Raw genomic sequence first — 18,170 nt, forward strand, 5'->3', positions numbered from 1 at the left:
CTCTTAGGTATTCATGCCCAAGAGTACCTACCTTCTCTTCCTTATCCATCCAGTCGAAACTGGCTATCACATCTAATTTTTCCATATGTTATCTTTTTGAAGCTCGTTTCTTATTCTTAATGCCTAAGTCCTGTACCATGTGCCCAAGCTCGTCATCTTTTGCTAAGTGAAGAATATCATCTTCGAGTTGTAGGGCATTGAGTACCCTCATTACCACGCCGATTGACACTGTAGGTTCACCTTTCTCCAAACGTGAGAGTGTGAGCCTAGTACATTGTGCACGTTGTGCGACTTGATTCATGGTCAGGTCTCTTCGTAATCTGGCGAGGCGGAATTGCTCACCTACTATATTCAGTTTCTCTTGCAGTGCTCTGGTCATCCAGTTGGCTTTGGTGAATTTTGTCATAATGTATCTTTTGTAGTACAAAGATACGATAAAAAGTTTAGTTTATAATACTTTATTTGTTTTTCTTATATTTATTTGATAACCTTTATTTCAAAGTTAATCAAATATAAAGTTTTGCCCCACTTTTTACCCCACTTTTTACTGATGTAAAATAAATTCACTACAGAGTTAATTTGAAAAGTAAAATAACCGATTTCTTGAACCACTTGTTTTTGCCCCACTTTTTGCCCCACTTTATTTTACGAAGTATTAGAACCTAAGTTATCAATAAATAAAATATCATATCAAATTATATCAGTAACTACTTGACATTCTGATAATTTTGATATGATTTGAAATAAATCTTTATTGATTTTGTATAGAAGTCCACTTCCCTCTCTCTCCGCAATTTCTTTCTCTTTTGCAGATTGCTTGGCAATGAGCCTGTCCATATCCTCCGAAATCTTCCTGTCCGTCACCTGCGCGTAAATCTGCGTGCTTGATATGGAGGCGTGCCCCATCATCTTGGCAATGCTCTCAATGGGTATTCCTGCACTTAAACTCATTGTACCGAAAGTGTGCCTTGCCATATGATAGGACAACCGTTCTCTGATACCGCAAGCCTTGCCCACAATGCACAGGTTCTTGCCCATTACGCTACGGCTGCAACTACGGGGGAAGACAAGGCTGTCGCCTTTTTCTTTCACCGTCTGCAGTTCTTCGTTTCCCTCCTGTTCTTCCCAACAATGGCGGATAATGGCCTCCGCTATTGGATGCAGCGGCACAACGAACTCCACCTTTGTCTTTTGACGTTCCTTTCGGATATACTTCCTCCCGCCCGCTGCCGTTTGGATATGCCCATATTGCAGAGTTTCCATATCAGCGATTGCCAGTCCCGTAAGACAGGAAAAGACGAACATCAGCCTTGCCAATTCCGCCTCGCTGTCATTCATTTTCATTGTCGCAAGTTTAGCAACTTCACTCTTTTGCAGGAAGCGTATCTTCTTTTCTTCTTTCTCATACTTGGCATGCTCAAAAGGATTGCAGCGAATAATCCTCTTGCTGACCGCACGGAACATCAGCCTGCTCAGCCAGCAGAGATAGTTGTTGATGGTCGTTCCCTTTAATCCGCGCTTTTTGAGAAAGAAGCGATATTCCTCAAACAAGTCCTCCGTAATGGTGGAAATGGATATGTCCTGCAATCCTTTATCTTCCACAAACTCACGGAGGTTCTTGTCAGAATGGGACAGATTCAGATAAGTTCCCTCCGCCCTTGACTTTCCAACGCTTTCCTTGAGTGCTTGCAGCTCCGCCCTGCTCATGGCAAGGAGGGTTGACGGATTCTCTGTTATGCCTTGCAGGTGGTTCTTGATAAGTTCAGCACTTACCACTCCGTCCCTTGTCAGTATATCCTGATAGGTCTTTTCCACAATTTCCCTGAACTCATGGAGTCTTTGATTGGTTTTCCTGTCTGTCGTCAAGCCCTGCTTGGTGTTCCACTCGGAGGGATTGCATTCTTCGCCCGTGGTAATGGTTGTGCTTTTTCCGTCTATGGTGATACGGCATAGAATGGCGGTATTGCCATCTGCCTTAATTTTCTGTCTGTTGATATAGAACATTATCTTGAATGTACTTCTCATTGTCTTGATGCTTTAATGTTTTGATTGATTGGATGAAAAAAAATAAGATGATGAGACTTTATCGTTAGATAGTCAGCTGCATATCACCTGTAAAAGAGAGGAAAAGGTCGAACTCCTCAAAAAGTTTCAGTGGAGTTACTTTGGCATAGCGTTCCGTCATGCTTATGTTGGAATGTCCCAGCATCTTGCTTACCGTTTCAATAGGCACACCCTGTTCAAGCGTGATGAGTGTTGCAAAGGTGTGCCTTGCGGTATGAGTGGTAAATGGAAACGATATGCCTGCACGAAGCCGCAGGGCTTTCAGACAGGTCTGATAGCTCTTGTACTTGATATAGGGAAGCAGTGTTTCCCTTTCATCGCAGTGAAACCTCTCTATCAGCCTAATGGCTTCGGGCAATAACTTGATACGGCAGGGTACGCCTGTCTTGTGGCGGTTGAATTTCAGCCACATTTTGCCTTCATCATCACGGACAAGGTGGGACTTGCTCAGTTCCATCAGGTCGCAATAGGCTGCACCAACATAGCAGGCAAAGAGGAATATGTCCCTTGCCGTTTCCATTTCTTCCTCCAAATCCTCAAAGCAGAGAGCCTTCAGCTTTTCCAACGCTTCCTTGTCGAGTGCCTTGGGGAGTTTCTTGTTGCCCTTTGATATCTTAACCTTGTCAAAAAGGAGCGTGTCTGCCAATCCCTCACGGTATGCCAATCTGCATACCGTCTTCAAATGCGTGGCTACATTATAGAACGTGCTTTCCTGAAAACCACACTCACCTAAGAAATACTGCTGGAACTCATGGATAAAATCCTCTGTAAGTTGCGAGAATGCCAAGTCCGAAACCTTGTACTTCCGTTGAATAAACTTCTGTAAATGTATCCGGGTGGAGTGGTAGCCGTGTATGGCTCCTTCCTTGATGTCTATACCTACATGGTTTTCTTTTTCCTTGATGAGTATGTCCAGCCTTTCGATGAGCATGCACCGTGTCTGCACGCTGCCCTGAAACTGCTCCTTCACATCGGTTGCGTCAAACGGGCATCCTTTGGAGAGCAGGGACTGATAAGCAGACTGAACGGACAGCAACAGGTTTTCCAACCTGCTGTTCACTTCCACCGCCTCACGGCTCTTTCCGTCCATTCGGCTCTCACGGGGATTCCACAAATCGGGATTGCAGGAGAGTTTGCAACTGAACTGGGCAATGGAACGGTCGATGGTTATCCGCCCCATAATCGGGGCTTTGCCCGACTTGTCAAGACCGCTCTTTTTGAGGTAGAGCAACACCTTCATTTTTCCTTGTTTCATACGCTTTAATTTCTGTGGGCAAAGTTACCCGAATTAAAGCGTTCCTCACTTACGCAGAAAACTGCCGACCGAAGCAACAGCCACACGAGCGAAAATAATTCAGTTACCGAATATTACTCCATCGTTACCTATGCTAGAATCGGGTAACGTTCTGGTAACTGAACTTCTGCCTAAATCTGCATATTGCTGCCCTTTTTGAAAGAGGCAGTTTTATGCAAATTGTTCCGTTTCCTGCTTATTATCAGTCAGTTTACACCAACTTCGATTTTACTTCATTTTCTTTGATTAGTTGAACTTCAAAAGGGCGTTAGTAAGGGTCTTAAAGGGCACCTTTTGCAAGTCAATTGGGCGTCTTTTAGAAGCCAAAAGAGCATGTGTTGGTTTTGAAACACATGAAAATAGTTTACAAACTTCAACTAATGGGGGAATAAGTTGTTTGTAGAAGACAGATCGATATCGCAGCTAATTACGTTTATCATATAGTTTATCCCCCTTTATAAAACCATCTAAATGGGGGTAATTATTCCGTTTATGTGGATTAATCTCATTCTATTAACAATCTACGCATTTAACGGAAGAACCATATTATTTATACGCAGACCACCTTGAAATTGTCTACCACAATCCTTGCAGGAATATATCTGAACAGAACGTCGATACCCATTCTTTTTAGCATTTAAGCTATTACAGAAGATACAGTTTTTTATTCATAGATTTTCAAATGCTGCAAAGGTAGTAAATAAAAGAATTCCAAGAGTTTTTCAGCCTACCAAATGTCCATTACGCCCTACTGATATTCAGTTAGTTATATACAAAATATAAGGTTTCAAACCTGACGATAAGTTAGATTTGAAACCTTTTTTGTTTGCATTCTAACCTAGTTTTTTCCTCTTTTCTATACTTTTGCAGCCAAGTTCAAACAATAACTCGCAATAAATAAACAATTAAGCATAAACAACAATAAACTTAATAATGAAAAGGAACCTTTTGAAAATCTGCTTGCTATTTGTAAGTATGTTTACTGTATTTTCTTGCAGTGCTAGTCCTTCGGTGGTGGATACGCCTGATACAAGCGAATCGATTCCTACCGCCAAGCAATGGAACAAGGATGTAGTAGGTTGGAATCTCGGCAATGAATTCGAGTGCTCAGCTCCTGGACAGGATGGAGAGTCGATGCAGATTGGCAACCCTGACGGTTCCATCCATGCAGAGACAGCTTGGGGCAATCCCGTTGTCACCAAAAAGATGATACAAGCCGTGAAGAAGGCAGGTTTCAATGCCATCCGGATTCCAATCCGTTGGCAGTGCCACATTACCAATGCTCAGGCGATGAGCATCGACAAGGCTTGGATTGCTCGTATCAAGGAGGTAGTGGGTTGGTGTCTGGATAATGACCTCAAGGTTATCATCAATGCGCATCATGAAAAATGGCTCGAAGGTCGTCCTACCTATCAATATAAGGATGAAAACTGCCAAAAGCTTGCGCTCCTCTGGATGAATATCTCCTCTGAGTTTGCCAATTATGACAGCCGCTTGGCTTTCGCCGGTACCAATGAGGTTCACGTCAGGGACAACTGGAGCAAGCCTACTGCCGAGAACCTCGAAGTGCAGAATGCTTACAATCAGATATTCGTGGATATGGTTCGTGCCACAGGCGGTAACAATGCCAAGCGCCACCTCATCTTACAGACTTACGTTTGCAATCCTTGGTTTGGCATCGAGAATGGAGGATTCATCATTCCGAAGGATGCCGAAGGCAATGGCAACAACTATATGAGTGTGGAATTCCACTACTATCAGCCATGGAGCTATGCTGGCGATTGCGCTTACGATTACTGGGGTGATGCCTACAAGGATGTTGGCAAGATACCTGCTGAAAATGAGAAGACGATGAAGGATTTCTTCGATAAGGTAATGAATACCTGGAGTAACAAAGGACTGGGTATCGTAATAGGAGAATGGGGAGTAACCGACCACTATAAGTCAAACTCAGTGAAAGTGCATGAAAACATGACCTACTACTGTAAGTTCTTGACTACAGAGGCTCGTAAACGAGGCTTCTCTACTTTCGTTTGGGACAACAACCACTTTGGCAACGGCTCTGAGAAGTATGGCATCTTCGACCGTTTCAAGAGTATGAAGGTGAATGCTCCTTGGATTCTCGAAGGAATCTTTGGGAAAGAATAATGTTAAACTAAAAACAAAATATCTATTATGAGAAAGAAAACCATGTTTCTCGGCATGCTCGGTGCAGGTTTGATGTGGATGCCTACTTCTGCCATCCTCGCTGCTCAGATGAACAATGCTGCTATGAGCGTTCAGCAGAACCAAGACATCAAGGGTACAGTGGTGGATGCCACTGGCGAAACCTTGATTGGTGCAAGCGTGAAGGTGGCTGGTACAACAAACGGTGTCGTTACCGATCTGGATGGTAACTTTACGCTGAATTGCAAGCCTGGAGCTACACTCGAAGTGAGCTACGTCGGTTACAAGACGATGACCGTGAAAGCTGTTAATGGTATGAAAATCAAGATGCAAGTGGATAGTAAAGCCTTGAATGAGGTAGTTGTCACCGCCCTCGGTATCAAACGAGACCGCAAGGCTCTCGGCTATGGCTTGGAGGAAGTGAAGGGTGAGGAACTCAGCAAGGCGAAGGAAACCAACGTCATCAACTCTCTTTCAGGTAAGGTGGCTGGTCTCGTCGTGCAGAATACGGCTGGCGGTGCTTCTGGTTCTACCCGCGTGCTCCTTCGTGGTAATACAGAAATGGCAGGCAACAACCAGCCTCTCTACGTGGTGGATGGTGTGCCTTTGGATAATACAAACTTTGGCAGTGCTGGTGAAAGTGGCGGTTATGATCTGGGTGATGGAATCTCTGCCATCAACCCTGATGATATTGAGACGATGACCATATTGAAAGGTCCTGCTGCCTCTGCCCTTTATGGTAGTCGTGCTTCCCACGGTGTTATCTTGATTACGACCAAGAAGGCGGAGAAGGATAAGATTTCCGTGGAGTACAATGGTTCTTACACTGTCGATACCCAGTTGGCTAAGTGGGACGACATCCAGGAGATATATGGCGCTGGTTACAATGGCGAGCTGCCTGCATCCAGCACCTCTGGTACCAATACCAGTTGGGGACCTAAGGCCGATGATTTCATGTTCAAGTATTTCGATGGCGAGGAGCGTCCATTCTTGATGCACCCTAACAACGCCTCCGATTTCTTTCGCACAGGTTTCACCACCCAAAACTCTGCCATCCTCTCTGTTAATTCCAGTAAGACGGGTATGCGTTTCTCTGTTACCGATATGCGCAACAAGGACATCCTGCCTAACACCAATATGAGTCGTGACAACTTCAATCTCCGTGTTAATACCTCCGCAGGTCCTGTTGACTTCGACTTTACCGCCAACTATACTCGTGAGAAGGTGAAGAATCGTCCTGCCCTTGGCGATTCCCAGAGCAACGTGGGTAAGAACCTCATGACTCTGGCGGGCACCTACGACCAGGCTTGGTTGAAGCACTATGAGGATGCCGACGGCAACTATTCCAACTGGAATGGTAACGACCAGTATAACAAGAACCCATACTGGGATCTCTATAAGAACAGCAATACATCCGACAAGGACGTGTTCCGTTTTACGGGTAAGGCCATCTGGAACATCGACAAACACCTCAAGTTGCAGGGTACCATCGGTACCGACATCAACAGCATGAACTTCGAGGACTTCATCGCCAAGACAACTCCAGGTACTCCTGCCGGAAAGCTTACCGACCAAATCTTCAACAACCGCACACTCAACGCCGAGATACTCGCCCTCTACAACAACTCATGGGGCAACTTCGATGTCAATGCTACCGCTGGTGGTAACATCTTCAAGGTGAACAACAAGACCACTACCAACGTCGGTCTCAACCAGCAGATGAATGGAATACAGAACATCATGAACTATCAGGAGCAGAATACTCGTGAGAGCATGTACAAGAAACAGATCAGTTCTCTCTATGCCAGCGCGAGCCTCGGCTACAAGCATACTTACTATCTGGAGGGAACCATCCGTGGCGATAGGTCATCTACGCTCCCTACCAATAACAATACATACGTATATCCTTCGGTATCTGGTAGTTTGGTATTCTCCGAGTTTATCAAGAACAAGAAGTTCATCAATTACGGTAAGATTCGCGCATCTTGGGCAAAGGTAGGTAGCGATACTGATCCATACCTGTTGGCACTCAACTATACCACAGGCAAGTACAGCTACTCGGGTTATACCATCGGTATGATAGCCAACTTAACACAGCCAAACAAGGACTTGAAGCCTACTATGACAGAATCTTACGAGGTAGGTTTGGAGATGAAGTTTTTCAACGGACGCTTGGGTTTGGATGCCACCTATTACAACCAGAACTCCAAGGACCAGATTTTGAGCTTGGCTTCAACCACCACCTCTGGCTATGCTTACCGCCTCATCAATGCCGGTGAGATTCAGAACCAGGGTATTGAGATTGCCCTCAATGCCCGTGCCTTGCAGATCAAGGACTTCGCTTGGGACTTGGGGGCCAACTTCTCGAAGAATACCAACAAGGTGAAGTCACTCACCAAGGGCATGGACTACTTCGAGTTGGCGAAGGCATACTGGTGCGGTGTTTCTGTTGGTGCCAAGGTAGGAGAGAATTATGGAGCCATCCGTGGACACGACTTCCTCTACAACGACAAGGGTCAGGTGGTTGTCGATGCAGCTACTGGTCTTCCAAAGGTTGACCAGAAAATCAAGACCATCGGCAACTCTACTTGGGACTGGACAGGTGGTTTCTACTCAACCTTCAGCTACAAGAACTTCCGCCTCTCTGCTGCATTCGATGTTAAGGTAGGTGCCGACATCTACTCTATGTCCATGCGTTCCGCATACCAGACAGGTAAGGCAAAGGGAACATTGGCAGGCCGTGAGGAGTGGTACACTTCTGAGGAGGCTCGCAAGGCTTCGGGTATGGACCTTGCCGCATGGCGTGAAACAGGTAACTGCAAGGGATTTGTCGTAGAGGGTGTCATCGACAATGGAGATGGTACTTATCGTAAGAACGACATCGCCGTGAACCCTGAGGATTACTGGAAGCATGTGGCAAATGGCGTGCAGAGTGCCTTCGTTTACGACAACTCTTACGTGAAGTGTCGTGAGATTACTTTCGGCTATACCTTCCCAGAGAGCATCCTGGGCAAGTATGTCAAGGGCTTGACCGTATCCTTCGTGGCTCGTAACCCATTCATTATTTGGAAGAATATTCCTAACATCGACCCAGACTCCAGTTACAATACCTCTGGTCTCGGTCTGGAATATGGCTCTCTACCATCTCGAAAGAGCTATGGTTTAAACGTGAACGTGAAGTTCTAATCTCGAAAAAATAAATCAATTTCTTTAGAAGAGTTCTAATATATAATAATGTATGAAAATGAACAATATAATCAAGAAATATATAGGTAAGAGCAGCTTGATGATGGCTTTCGCCCTGATGACAACCGGTACTGCGATGACTTCTTGCTCAGATGAAACCTTGAGCAACATCAATACCGACAAGACCAAGGTGAGCGAGCTCGACCCTAACGCACAGTTGACTACTGCTTTGTTGCAGACTTATGGTGACTTCAGTTTGATGGATACCTACCGTAACTATATCTCAGGTTTTCCACAGTATTTCGCTGGTGGTTGGAACGTAACCAACTATGCAGGTTCCAACTTCCGTGAGGACGACATCGCTCGTCGTGTCTGGGACCGCTACTATGAGGTCAGCATCAAGAACCTTGTGGATGCCATCCACAATTCAGCAGACAAGGCAAACTTGAATGCGGCACTTCGTATCCATCGTGTTTATCTCACGGCAGTCTTGGCAGATACCTACGGCGACGTGCCTTGTTTGGAGGCAGGTCTGGGTTACATCTCAGGCATCTCCACCCCTAAGTATGATACCGTAGAGGAACTCTACAGCTGGTTCTTTGAGGAGCTTGACGCTTGCGAGAAGCAACTTGGCACCGGTACCGACCGCATTTCTGGTGATGTCACCAGCATGGGTGGTGATGTAGCCAAGTGGAAGAAGTATGCCAATGCGCTCCGTATGCGCTATGCCATGCGCATTTCAGATGTTAATCCACAGAAGGCAAAGGAAGAGTTTGAGAAGGCTGTTGCTGCCGGTGCTATCGCCAGTGCAGCAGATGATGCTTACATCAGATATGCCGATACTCCTTATACTTATTATGATGGAGCCAACGACTACGATTTCCGTACCAATGCCTTAGGAGAGATTCTCTATGGTCAGGATGCCACATCGCCTACCATGGTATGCTCTACCTTGTTCTATCAGTTGCAGAATACCAACGACCCTCGTCTCTATCGCATCTGCCGTCACTACTACAATATCAAACGTAGTCAGGTGAAGCCAGACAAAGAGCAGAACATCGACTTGACCGATGATTTCCTGGCTTACTTCCGGAGCAAGAATCTCGGTGAAGAGCCTTGCAACCCTGGTGCTACCTGGTACACAGACTGGATGAATCCAGCTACGGTTGATGACCTTCCCACTTTGAAGAAGTATGCGGAGATAGACAAGAACACTTATGCCAACTCTGATTATATAGCCCGAGCAGGTCGTCCTTGCCTGAACATCGACTTCGAGATGCCTTCTTGTCCTGGCGACTTGATGAGCTATGCCGAGGTGGAGTTCCTCAAGGCTGAGGCTGCAACCAAGGGTTGGAATGTTGGGGGTGGTGATGCAGAGAGCCACTACGAGGCTGGTGTTCGTGCCAGCATGGAGTTGCTCAACAACTACTATCTTACATCCAACAAGATTTCCAAGGAAGAGATAGATGCGTTCATTACCAATAATCCGTTGGGTGACAATCCTAAGGAGACCATCAACACCCAAGCTTGGATTCTCCACATGATGAACCCTTCTGAGGGTTGGGCAAACATGCGCCGCTCTGACTATCCTGCCATCTTGAATCGTGATCTCTTGACCAAGAATGGTTTTACTTACACAGATTCTAACTGGTCAATGCCTGTTCGTTTGCAGTATCCTGAGTTGGAAGGTCAGTACAACAGTGCCAACTACAAGGCTGCCATCGACCGCATGGGTGGTACAGACGACTGGCACAAGCGCCTCTGGTGGGACAAGGCTGATGTAAACCTTCAGCCAAACTTCAATCCTCCATTCGGAAAGGGATACAGCAAGTAGTGTTAAGCGTTTAATGTTAAGTATTAAATGTTAAGTTTTATAGGACAATAGATAGAATAATTAATTATGAATAAGACAATGAAACAATATAAGGGAAAAGTCTTGAAGGCTATGATGATGCTCTTCGCCATGAGTTTCGCACTGGCTGGTACATCTACTTTGTCTTCTTGCTCTTCTGACGATGATCCATACTTCACTGTCAGCGAAAATGACGATCCACGTATCTTGAACACCGACTTGGCTGATTCCAAGATAGACCGCAAGACAAATTATAAGTTGGAAATCAAGGTGACTCCTGTTCACTACACCACAGTGACATGGTTGCTCGACGGCACTCAGATTGCCACAGGTACTACCATCGACCAAACTTTGCCTTTAGGTAATCATGAACTGAAGATTGTGGCAACCACCACCAAGGGCAAGACCACATCCCGTACCTTGAACGTTACCGTGACTCCTGCTGCCGATGACCCAGCCTTGGGTACCAATGCCATCGAGCTTAGGGTAGCTCCAGGAGAAACTACAACCATCCACGAGTGCAAGAACCTGGGTCTCGTTCAGAAAGTTCTCATTGCTAATAAGGAGGTTGCCTTCAAAGTTCTTGATGAGGGTACAACATTGAAAGTTACTGCTCCTTCCGATCTCGCCAATGGCGATTACAACATTACATTGGTAGATGGCAATGGTGTACAGTTTGCTGGCAGTACCATCAAGGTAACCACCGAGGCTCGCCAATCTGTGGAGAACACCATCTGGGAAGGTGAGTTTGCCGTGACATGGGGTACACCATTCAATGCCTTGAAGGATACCTTCCTCTCAAAGGTGAAGGCTGGCACCATCCTCCGTGTCTATGTGAATGGAAATGGTCAGGGTACTGCTGCCACTGCTTGGTGGAACAACATCCTTACTGGTAAGGGCGACCCAGAGCGTGGCGACATCATGGTGGATGGACCTGCTAAATGGGAGTTTAAACTGACCGACTTATCTATCCAACTTTTGACAGAGCAGGATGGTTTCCTCCTCGTGGGTAATGGTTACACCGTAAAGAAAGTAACTATCGAATAAAATATTAGAAAGATTTCCGTTTTATCATAAAACGTCAAGCCTTTGAACTTATGAAGAAATTATTATTATCTATTTCAATGTTGGCATTTGCTTATACAACCAGTGCCAATGTTCCAGTTATCAAAAGCAACCCTAAGATAGAGGCTCAAGTAGAACAAACCCTGAAGAAACTCACCTTGGAGGAAAAGATAGGTCAGATGATGGAATTGGTGACCGACCTCTTTGGTGCCAACGACAAGAACGGTGTGTTCTATATCGACGAGCACAAGACCGATTCTATCTTTTCTCGCTATAAGATTGGCTCTATCCTCAACGCTCCTAACACTTGCGCGCCAACCGCCAAGCAGTGGGAGAAGTACATCGAGCAAATCCAGAAGATTTCGATGAAGCGCATCGGCATCCCTTGCGTCTTCGGTCTCGATCAGAACCACGGTTCTACTTATACACAAGACGGTACCCTCTTCCCGCAGAACATCAATATAGCTGCCACCTTCAATCGTGAGATTGCTCGCCATTCGGCTGAGGCCACTGCTTATGAGACTCGTGCGGTGAGTGTGCCTTGGACTTTCAGTCCTACCGTTGATCTCGGTCGTGATGCCCGTTGGCCTCGCATCTGGGAGAACTTTGGAGAAGATTGCTATCTCAGTTCAGAGATGGGCAAGGCCATGGTCTATGGTTTCCAGGGCGAGGACCCAAATAACATCGACCAGTATCACATCGCCACTTCATTGAAGCACTTCATGGGCTATGGCGTGCCTTGGACTGGTAAAGACCGTACACCAGCCTATATCTCTCCTGCCAACTTGCGAGAGAAGCACTTTGCTCCTTTCCTGGCGGGTCTGCAAGCTGGAGCCTTGACCGTGATGGTGAATTCCGCTTCCGTCAACGGTATGCCGATGCACGCCAACAAGGAAATCCTGACAGGATGGCTGAAGGAAGAGACGGGATGGGATGGTGTGCTTATCACCGACTGGGCTGACATCAACAATCTCTATACTCGTGAAATGGTGGCAAAGGACAAGAAGGATGCGCTCCGCATCGCCATCAATGCTGGTATCGACATGATTATGGAACCTTATTCTTGCGATGCTTGTGGCTACCTTATTGAATTGGTGAAGGAAGGCAAGATTCCGATGAGTCGCATCGATGATGCCTGTCGCCGTGTGCTTCGTATGAAGTACCGTCTCGATCTCTTCAAGAACCCAACCCAGAAACTGAAGAATTATCCTAAGTTTGGTGGCGAGGAGTTTGCCAAGCTTGCCTTGGAGGGAGCTACCGAAAGTATGGTACTCTTGAAGAACGAGGGTAATATCCTTCCTTTGCAGCATGGCAAGAAGATTCTCCTCACGGGGCCTAATGCCAATCAGATGCGCTGTTTGGACGGTGGATGGAGCTATACCTGGCAGGGCCATCGTACCGATGAGTTTGCCGGCAAGTATAATACCATCTATGAGGCATTCTGCAATGAGTATGGCAAGGAGAATGTTATCTTGAACCAGGGTGTTACCTATAATGAAAAGGGCAAGTATTGGGAGGAGAACGAACCTCAGATTCTGGGGGCAGTGGCTGCAGCGAAGGATGCCGACGTCATTGTGGCTTGCATTGGCGAGAACTCCTATACCGAGACTCCGGGCAACCTGACAGACCTCTGGCTTTCTGAAAACCAGCGCAATCTGGTCAAGGCTTTGGCTCAGACAGGCAAGCCTGTCATCTTGGTACTGAATGAAGGACGTCCACGTCTTATCGCCGACATCGAACCATTGGCACAGGGTATCATCGATATCCTTATCCCTGGCAACATGGGCGGCGATGCCTTGGTAAACTTGGTATCGGGCAAGTCAAACTTCAGTGGCAAGATGCCTTACACCTATCCTAAGGAAATCAATTCGCTCGCTAACTACGACTTCAAGAAGAGTGAGGAGGTGGGTACGATGGAAGGGGCTTACGACTACAATGCGAAGATTACCCAGCAGTGGGGCTTCGGATATGGTTTGAGCTACACCTCTTATCAATATAGCAACCTAAAGGTTTCCAAGTCTGACTTCCGCCACGGAGACATTATCAAGGTGAGCGTGGATGTGAAGAACACGGGTAAGGTGGCAGGCAAGGAGAGCATTCTCCTGTTCAGCAGCGACCTCGTTGCCAGCATGGTACCAGATGGTCGTCGTCTCCGTGCCTTCGACAAGGTGGAACTTCAGCCAGGTGAAACCAAGACTGTGACCTTCGAATTAAAGGCAGACGACTTGGCTTTTGTAGGTTGGGACGGCAAATGGAGATTGGAGGAAGGCGACTTCAAGTTGATGATTGCCGACCAAACTGCCTCTGTCCATTGTGCAGATACTTATCTGTGGCAGACAGCCAATAGATAAGCATATATAAAGATTGGAATCCATTCCTGCAAGAATATTCTATGTATTCTTGTTAGGAATGGATTTTGGGAAAATCTGTGGTGAATATGGGGTAGAGAAATATATTGCTCATATTGAACTTATCTTGACTTTTGTTTCTTTTTCACTTTCTTCAGGCGTAATGGACATTTGGTAGGCTGAAACCTCTCGGAACGCTTTTATTTAAATCTGCAGTAATAATATTGGATACAACATACTTTTCCAGAACATTTGGTGTGATGCTGTTTCAGGATGCTTCATCAGGCAAAATACTCTATCGCAAGTTTGTCAAAAACGAAACTAACAGAGATTACTTCGCGCTCCAAAGGCTTATGGTCATCAATATCTCCCAGTGTTATCATAAAGTTGAGAAGTCCTCCTTTCTCATTACAACTCAAATGCAACTTATATCCTAATCTTTCGTAACGATATTCTTCAACTTTTCGTAACTCTTGACTACATCAAACTTGACCGAGCTATCAGAGATTGAGGAGAAATGGCGTTTGGCACATTCTATCTTTGCACTCTCTACCCCTCTAAGCTGAGTAATGTCCTCAGAGCCCTTCGTCTCTGCAACGAAATAGATGTGTTTCACCACTCCCTCTCGAAAGACGATTGCCCAGTCGGGATTGTACTTGCCCACAGGCGTATTGATATAGAAACCACGTGGCAACTTGGTATAAACCTCAACTTCTTCCTCCCGCTCCAACTTTTCTGCAAAGCGTTTCTCAACTCCTTGACTATCCACAACTACTAGGTCGTAGAGCGACCTCTCACTCTGTATGGCATCAATACCGATACGCCCACGGAGTTCATGCTCTGAAAAGATACTGGCATCATAATGCTGATCCATCTTGTGGTAAGCAATATGCTCTATCACGGCAATGGCTTTCTGCTCGTTGATGATATTACCAGCACGAATAATAAACTCCTCTGGATTGCGACGATACATTCCAAAAGTCTCGGGCTTGATACCTGTCAGAATCGCAACTATCGTACTACGTTTCAAGCCCGTACGCTGTACCAATTCGCCTACAAGGTCATAGCGCACACCGCTTGCCACAGCTTCCTTCACCTTCACCGTCTTTGTCTTACCCTCCTGCATCGCCTGCCCAGCTTCGAGTTCTTCTCTTGACTGGATATTTGCCAGCGTACCCGATGTGACGGCAATACGAATTGCAGTAACATGGAGTGAATCGTCCAGTCCTACAATAGACTTACGTATTAGAGACTCTGTCTCAAAATCCACTTCATAGTAAGTCTTACAGTTGATACGTTTCCACAGAGCCTGAAACTCCTTCTTGTTAAATCGTTCCATCCGGAAGTGGGCTGTCTCTTTGCCTCGACCATTCTCCACCTTAAGCACATCAGGATTAAACACCTTATCCAGCTCTTGAACGATAGCTTCCACGTCTTCTTGCCAATCCTCCAACTGCAGCGTACCAGCCTTCTTATCCTCAAAGTACTTATCGGTCAGCTTTTGCTTCTTCACATAGCCTGCTGATATAAGTTCCTCCAAGATGGTTGCTGCCTGCGACTCTGTAAGTGTCAGCTTCTCTCCGTTGGCTTTCACAATGGTCTTACCCGCAAACAATGCTGCCGTAACCAGTACTGCACGCGACGTAATACTCTCGGCAAGTTCTTTCTGCAATGCTTCCGAGAAGGTTTTATAACTCTCACTGGCTATCACCGTCAGCACATTCGTGTCATAGACTGCATCGCCCAGCAGGTCACTATCTTGACGTTCGCCCTGCTGATTGACACAGAGACGCATACCACGTCCCACCTCCTGCCGCTTCTTCACTTCGTTGTTGCTCTGCTTGAGCGCACAAATCTGAAAGACATTAGGATTATCCCAGCCCTCTTTCAATGCCGAGTGAGAGAAGATAAAGCGGGTAGGCTCATCCAATGATAGGAGGCGTTCCTTATTGCGCATAATCAACTGATAGGCATCGGGGTCATTAGCCTCCGTCTCACCTCGCTTCACCTTCGAGTCTATCATCTTTCCCTTCTTGTCCTGAGAGAAGTAGCCTGCGTGGGTCTGCTCGGCACTTATCGCTTGAAGATATTGTTTGTATTCTTCATCCCAGTAAAGGTCACGCACCTCATTCAGTACGGATACATATTCTTCCTCGAAGATTTCTGCCCATCGTCCCTTACGGGTTTCGCCACCAGAATCATAGATGCGATACTTCTCTACGGCATCTATGAAGAACAGGCTCAACACCTTAATTCCTTGCTTATAGAGCTGATGCTCACGCTCGAAGTGCTTCTGTATGGTGGTGCGAATCTGTATACGCCGTATCAACTCCTCCGTGATTGCTCCCATTGCCTGACCCTCATAGATTTCCTGGCCATTACTCAAACGAATACACCCCTTCACACCATCTATCCGCTCGATGATAAAGCCATCACGATAAGCCTCTAGCTCACCACTCTCAGCATAGAGGTCGAAGCCCTCATCTACCAGGCGTGTTGCCGTGCGCAAACCTACCCTACTCGTTGCATCAAAACTAATGCGGGCACGTGGTGCCTCCCCTTTCTTCTTCGACAGGACTATCGCATCCAGGTAAAGATAACCATTCGTGGCGGTCGTACCAATCTGCTCTACTCCCATCACCTCTATCTTCTTCACCAGTCGCTTATTGAAGGCGTCAATAGCATCCAGACGATAAACCTGATTGTAAACATCTGCCTTGCGGTGCGTCGCACTATATAGAATCGAGAACAACGGGTTGAACTGCTGCAAACCCTGACGGGTCTTATTCTTCTTGTCGGTACCCAATACGCTCTGCGGTTCGTCTATAATCAGGATAGGGCGTGTCTCACTAAGGATGTCTATCGGGCGACGATAATTAAAGTCCTCCAGCTTCATAAATATGCGGCGGGCATCCTTTCCAGTGGCATTGAATGCCTGTATGTTGATGACCATCACGTGTATCTTAGGGTCGGAAGCAAACTGGTCGATAGCTTTAGGATGCGCACTATCATACACAAAGTGCCGCATACGTTCGCCATATTCTTCTGCGAAATGGTCTGCCATCGTCTCAAGACTCTTGATGACTCCCTCACGAATAGCCACACTCGGCACCACGATAATAAACTTTGTCCAGCCATAGTGCTTATTGAGTTCGTACATCGTCTTGATATAGGTATAGGTCTTACCCGTTCCCGTCTCCATCTCTATGCTCAGTGCCAGTGTGCCATTGCCGTCACGAAGCACGTGATTGACTGGCTGCAGCTCTTGACTGATTTGCACTTCACGAATATTGCGAGTCAGCTCCTCATCGTTAAGTAGAATATCATGATTGCGAAAGCCCTGTGCGTCCAGTTCCAAAACTCCCTTACCCACATCTCTGCGGTAAACAAAGAAATCTTGTAACGGCTGCCCACGAAAGGCATTTACAACGGCTTGTGCCGCATCTCGTTGGAAGGCTTGATGTTTGAATTGTATCTTCATCTTATCTATTGTCTAATCATCATTACGTGCATTGGGCAGCGTCCTACAATGAGGAACGAAATGTTCCCTGCGGTGGTACGCCAATGTTCCAGCGGCGGAACATTCATGTTCCGGCTTTGGAACATGAAAGTTCCAGTGCGGGAACATCCGTGTTCCAACACGGGAACACTCCGCCACAGCCCTTACTCACGGCGTTGGCATTGGGACATATAGCAACTGTATTCACCCATTGATGTTTAAGATTTAGTTAACTGATATTTATAACACGTGAATACGCTTATAGACTTCCTCATCATTCCAGCCACAGAACTGCTTGAACTTCTCATAGATATTCAGCTTGTCGGCATCGGTAGCAAAGCACTCCTCACGGAAGATGACATGCAGTGGCTTCAGCTCTGCAATACGACTGACAGCCTCAACACTGATTTCTTTGTCGAAGCAAGCCACGAGTGCGCCTTCGTTCACAATGTGCAGGTGCTTACCGTTTACCTCCTCCGTCCGAAGTGGGTAGCTTAGCTCCACGCCCCAGTCTACCATACAGCCAAAGAGCAAGTCAAGCTCCGAGCGGTCAGCCTTCACACTATCCACCTGCGCAAAGAGGTCTTGCTGCCCCAATCTAGCTGGCTCAAAGTAAACCTCCTCCATATTTGACGAGTCCACACGAAGCACACGGAAGCCCTGATGGATTGGTTACACATACAGACAAGAAGATTG

Annotated in this window: 11 protein-coding genes and 2 pseudogenes; 7 read left to right on the top strand and 6 right to left on the bottom strand. The window is 46.4% G+C overall.

Features of this window, described 5'->3' with window-relative positions; genetic code table 11:
• Nucleotides 1–88: 88 nt before the first annotated feature.
• The 3 genes from O3603_RS10955 to O3603_RS10965 all read right to left on the bottom strand — a co-directional run bounded on the left by O3603_RS10955 (nt 89) and on the right by O3603_RS10965 (nt 3,319).
• Complete coding sequence (locus tag O3603_RS10955; RefSeq protein ID WP_371522799.1) at nt 89–406, bottom strand: helix-turn-helix domain-containing protein; 318 nt, start codon at nt 404–406, stop codon at nt 89–91.
• Nucleotides 407–690: 284 nt separating this feature from the next.
• The gene (locus O3603_RS10960) at nt 691–2,025 is read right to left on the bottom strand and encodes a tyrosine-type recombinase/integrase (protein ID WP_371522801.1); all 1,335 of its coding nucleotides are present in this window, start codon (nt 2,023–2,025) and stop codon (nt 691–693) included.
• Between the two features lie 64 nt (nt 2,026–2,089).
• Nucleotides 2,090–3,319, bottom strand: a complete 1,230-nt coding sequence (locus tag O3603_RS10965; RefSeq protein ID WP_008449768.1) for a site-specific integrase — start codon at nt 3,317–3,319, stop codon at nt 2,090–2,092.
• A 972-nt stretch (nt 3,320–4,291) separates the two neighbouring features.
• Here O3603_RS10965 and O3603_RS10970 point away from each other — a divergent pair.
• The 6 genes and pseudogenes from O3603_RS10970 to O3603_RS10995 form a co-directional block, all read left to right on the top strand.
• On the top strand, nt 4,292–5,506 hold the full coding sequence (locus O3603_RS10970; protein ID WP_371522803.1) for a glycoside hydrolase family 5 protein: 1,215 nt from the start codon (nt 4,292–4,294) through the stop codon (nt 5,504–5,506).
• Between the two features lie 27 nt (nt 5,507–5,533).
• Nucleotides 5,534–8,710, top strand: a complete 3,177-nt coding sequence (locus O3603_RS10975) for a SusC/RagA family TonB-linked outer membrane protein (RefSeq protein WP_371522805.1) — start codon at nt 5,534–5,536, stop codon at nt 8,708–8,710.
• A 58-nt stretch (nt 8,711–8,768) separates the two neighbouring features.
• Entirely contained in the window at nt 8,769–10,544 is a 1,776-nt protein-coding gene (locus O3603_RS10980) for a SusD/RagB family nutrient-binding outer membrane lipoprotein (protein ID WP_371522817.1), read from the top strand.
• A 78-nt stretch (nt 10,545–10,622) separates the two neighbouring features.
• Nucleotides 10,623–11,609 carry a hypothetical protein gene (locus O3603_RS10985; protein ID WP_371522807.1) on the top strand — a complete coding sequence of 329 codons (987 nt, stop codon included), beginning with the start codon at nt 10,623–10,625 and terminating at the stop codon, nt 11,607–11,609.
• A gap of 50 nt (nt 11,610–11,659) precedes the next feature.
• Nucleotides 11,660–13,978, top strand: a complete 2,319-nt coding sequence (locus tag O3603_RS10990; protein WP_371522809.1) for a glycoside hydrolase family 3 N-terminal domain-containing protein — start codon at nt 11,660–11,662, stop codon at nt 13,976–13,978.
• A gap of 203 nt (nt 13,979–14,181) precedes the next feature.
• Nucleotides 14,182–14,310 (top strand): annotated as a pseudogene (locus O3603_RS10995) (transposase); the annotation flags it as partial.
• Here O3603_RS10995 and O3603_RS11000 read toward each other — a convergent pair.
• Both O3603_RS11000 and O3603_RS11005 read right to left on the bottom strand, forming a co-directional pair.
• Nucleotides 14,278–14,409, bottom strand: a pseudogene (locus tag O3603_RS11000) (transposase); the annotation flags it as partial. The pseudogenes O3603_RS10995 and O3603_RS11000 overlap by 33 nt on opposite strands.
• Nucleotides 14,409–17,456, bottom strand: a complete 3,048-nt coding sequence (locus tag O3603_RS11005; protein WP_371522811.1) for a type III restriction-modification system endonuclease — start codon at nt 17,454–17,456, stop codon at nt 14,409–14,411. The gene O3603_RS11005 and the pseudogene O3603_RS11000, both read right to left, overlap by 1 nt.
• An 8-nt stretch (nt 17,457–17,464) precedes the next feature.
• Here O3603_RS11005 and O3603_RS11010 point away from each other — a divergent pair, with 8 nt between their 5' ends.
• On the top strand, nt 17,465–17,689 hold the full coding sequence (locus O3603_RS11010; RefSeq protein WP_371522813.1) for a hypothetical protein: 225 nt from the start codon (nt 17,465–17,467) through the stop codon (nt 17,687–17,689).
• 25 nt (nt 17,690–17,714) lie between these two features.
• Here the strand turns inward: O3603_RS11010 and O3603_RS11015 are convergent, their stop codons facing one another.
• Nucleotides 17,715–18,101 (bottom strand): hypothetical protein, encoded by a 387-nt coding sequence (locus O3603_RS11015; protein ID WP_371522815.1) that lies wholly within the window; start codon nt 18,099–18,101, stop codon nt 17,715–17,717.
• Nucleotides 18,102–18,170 lie beyond the last annotated feature (69 nt).

It is taken from the genome of Prevotella sp. 20925_1_30, assembly GCF_041433025.1.
GTDB lineage: Bacteria > Bacteroidota > Bacteroidia > Bacteroidales > Bacteroidaceae > Prevotella > Prevotella vespertina.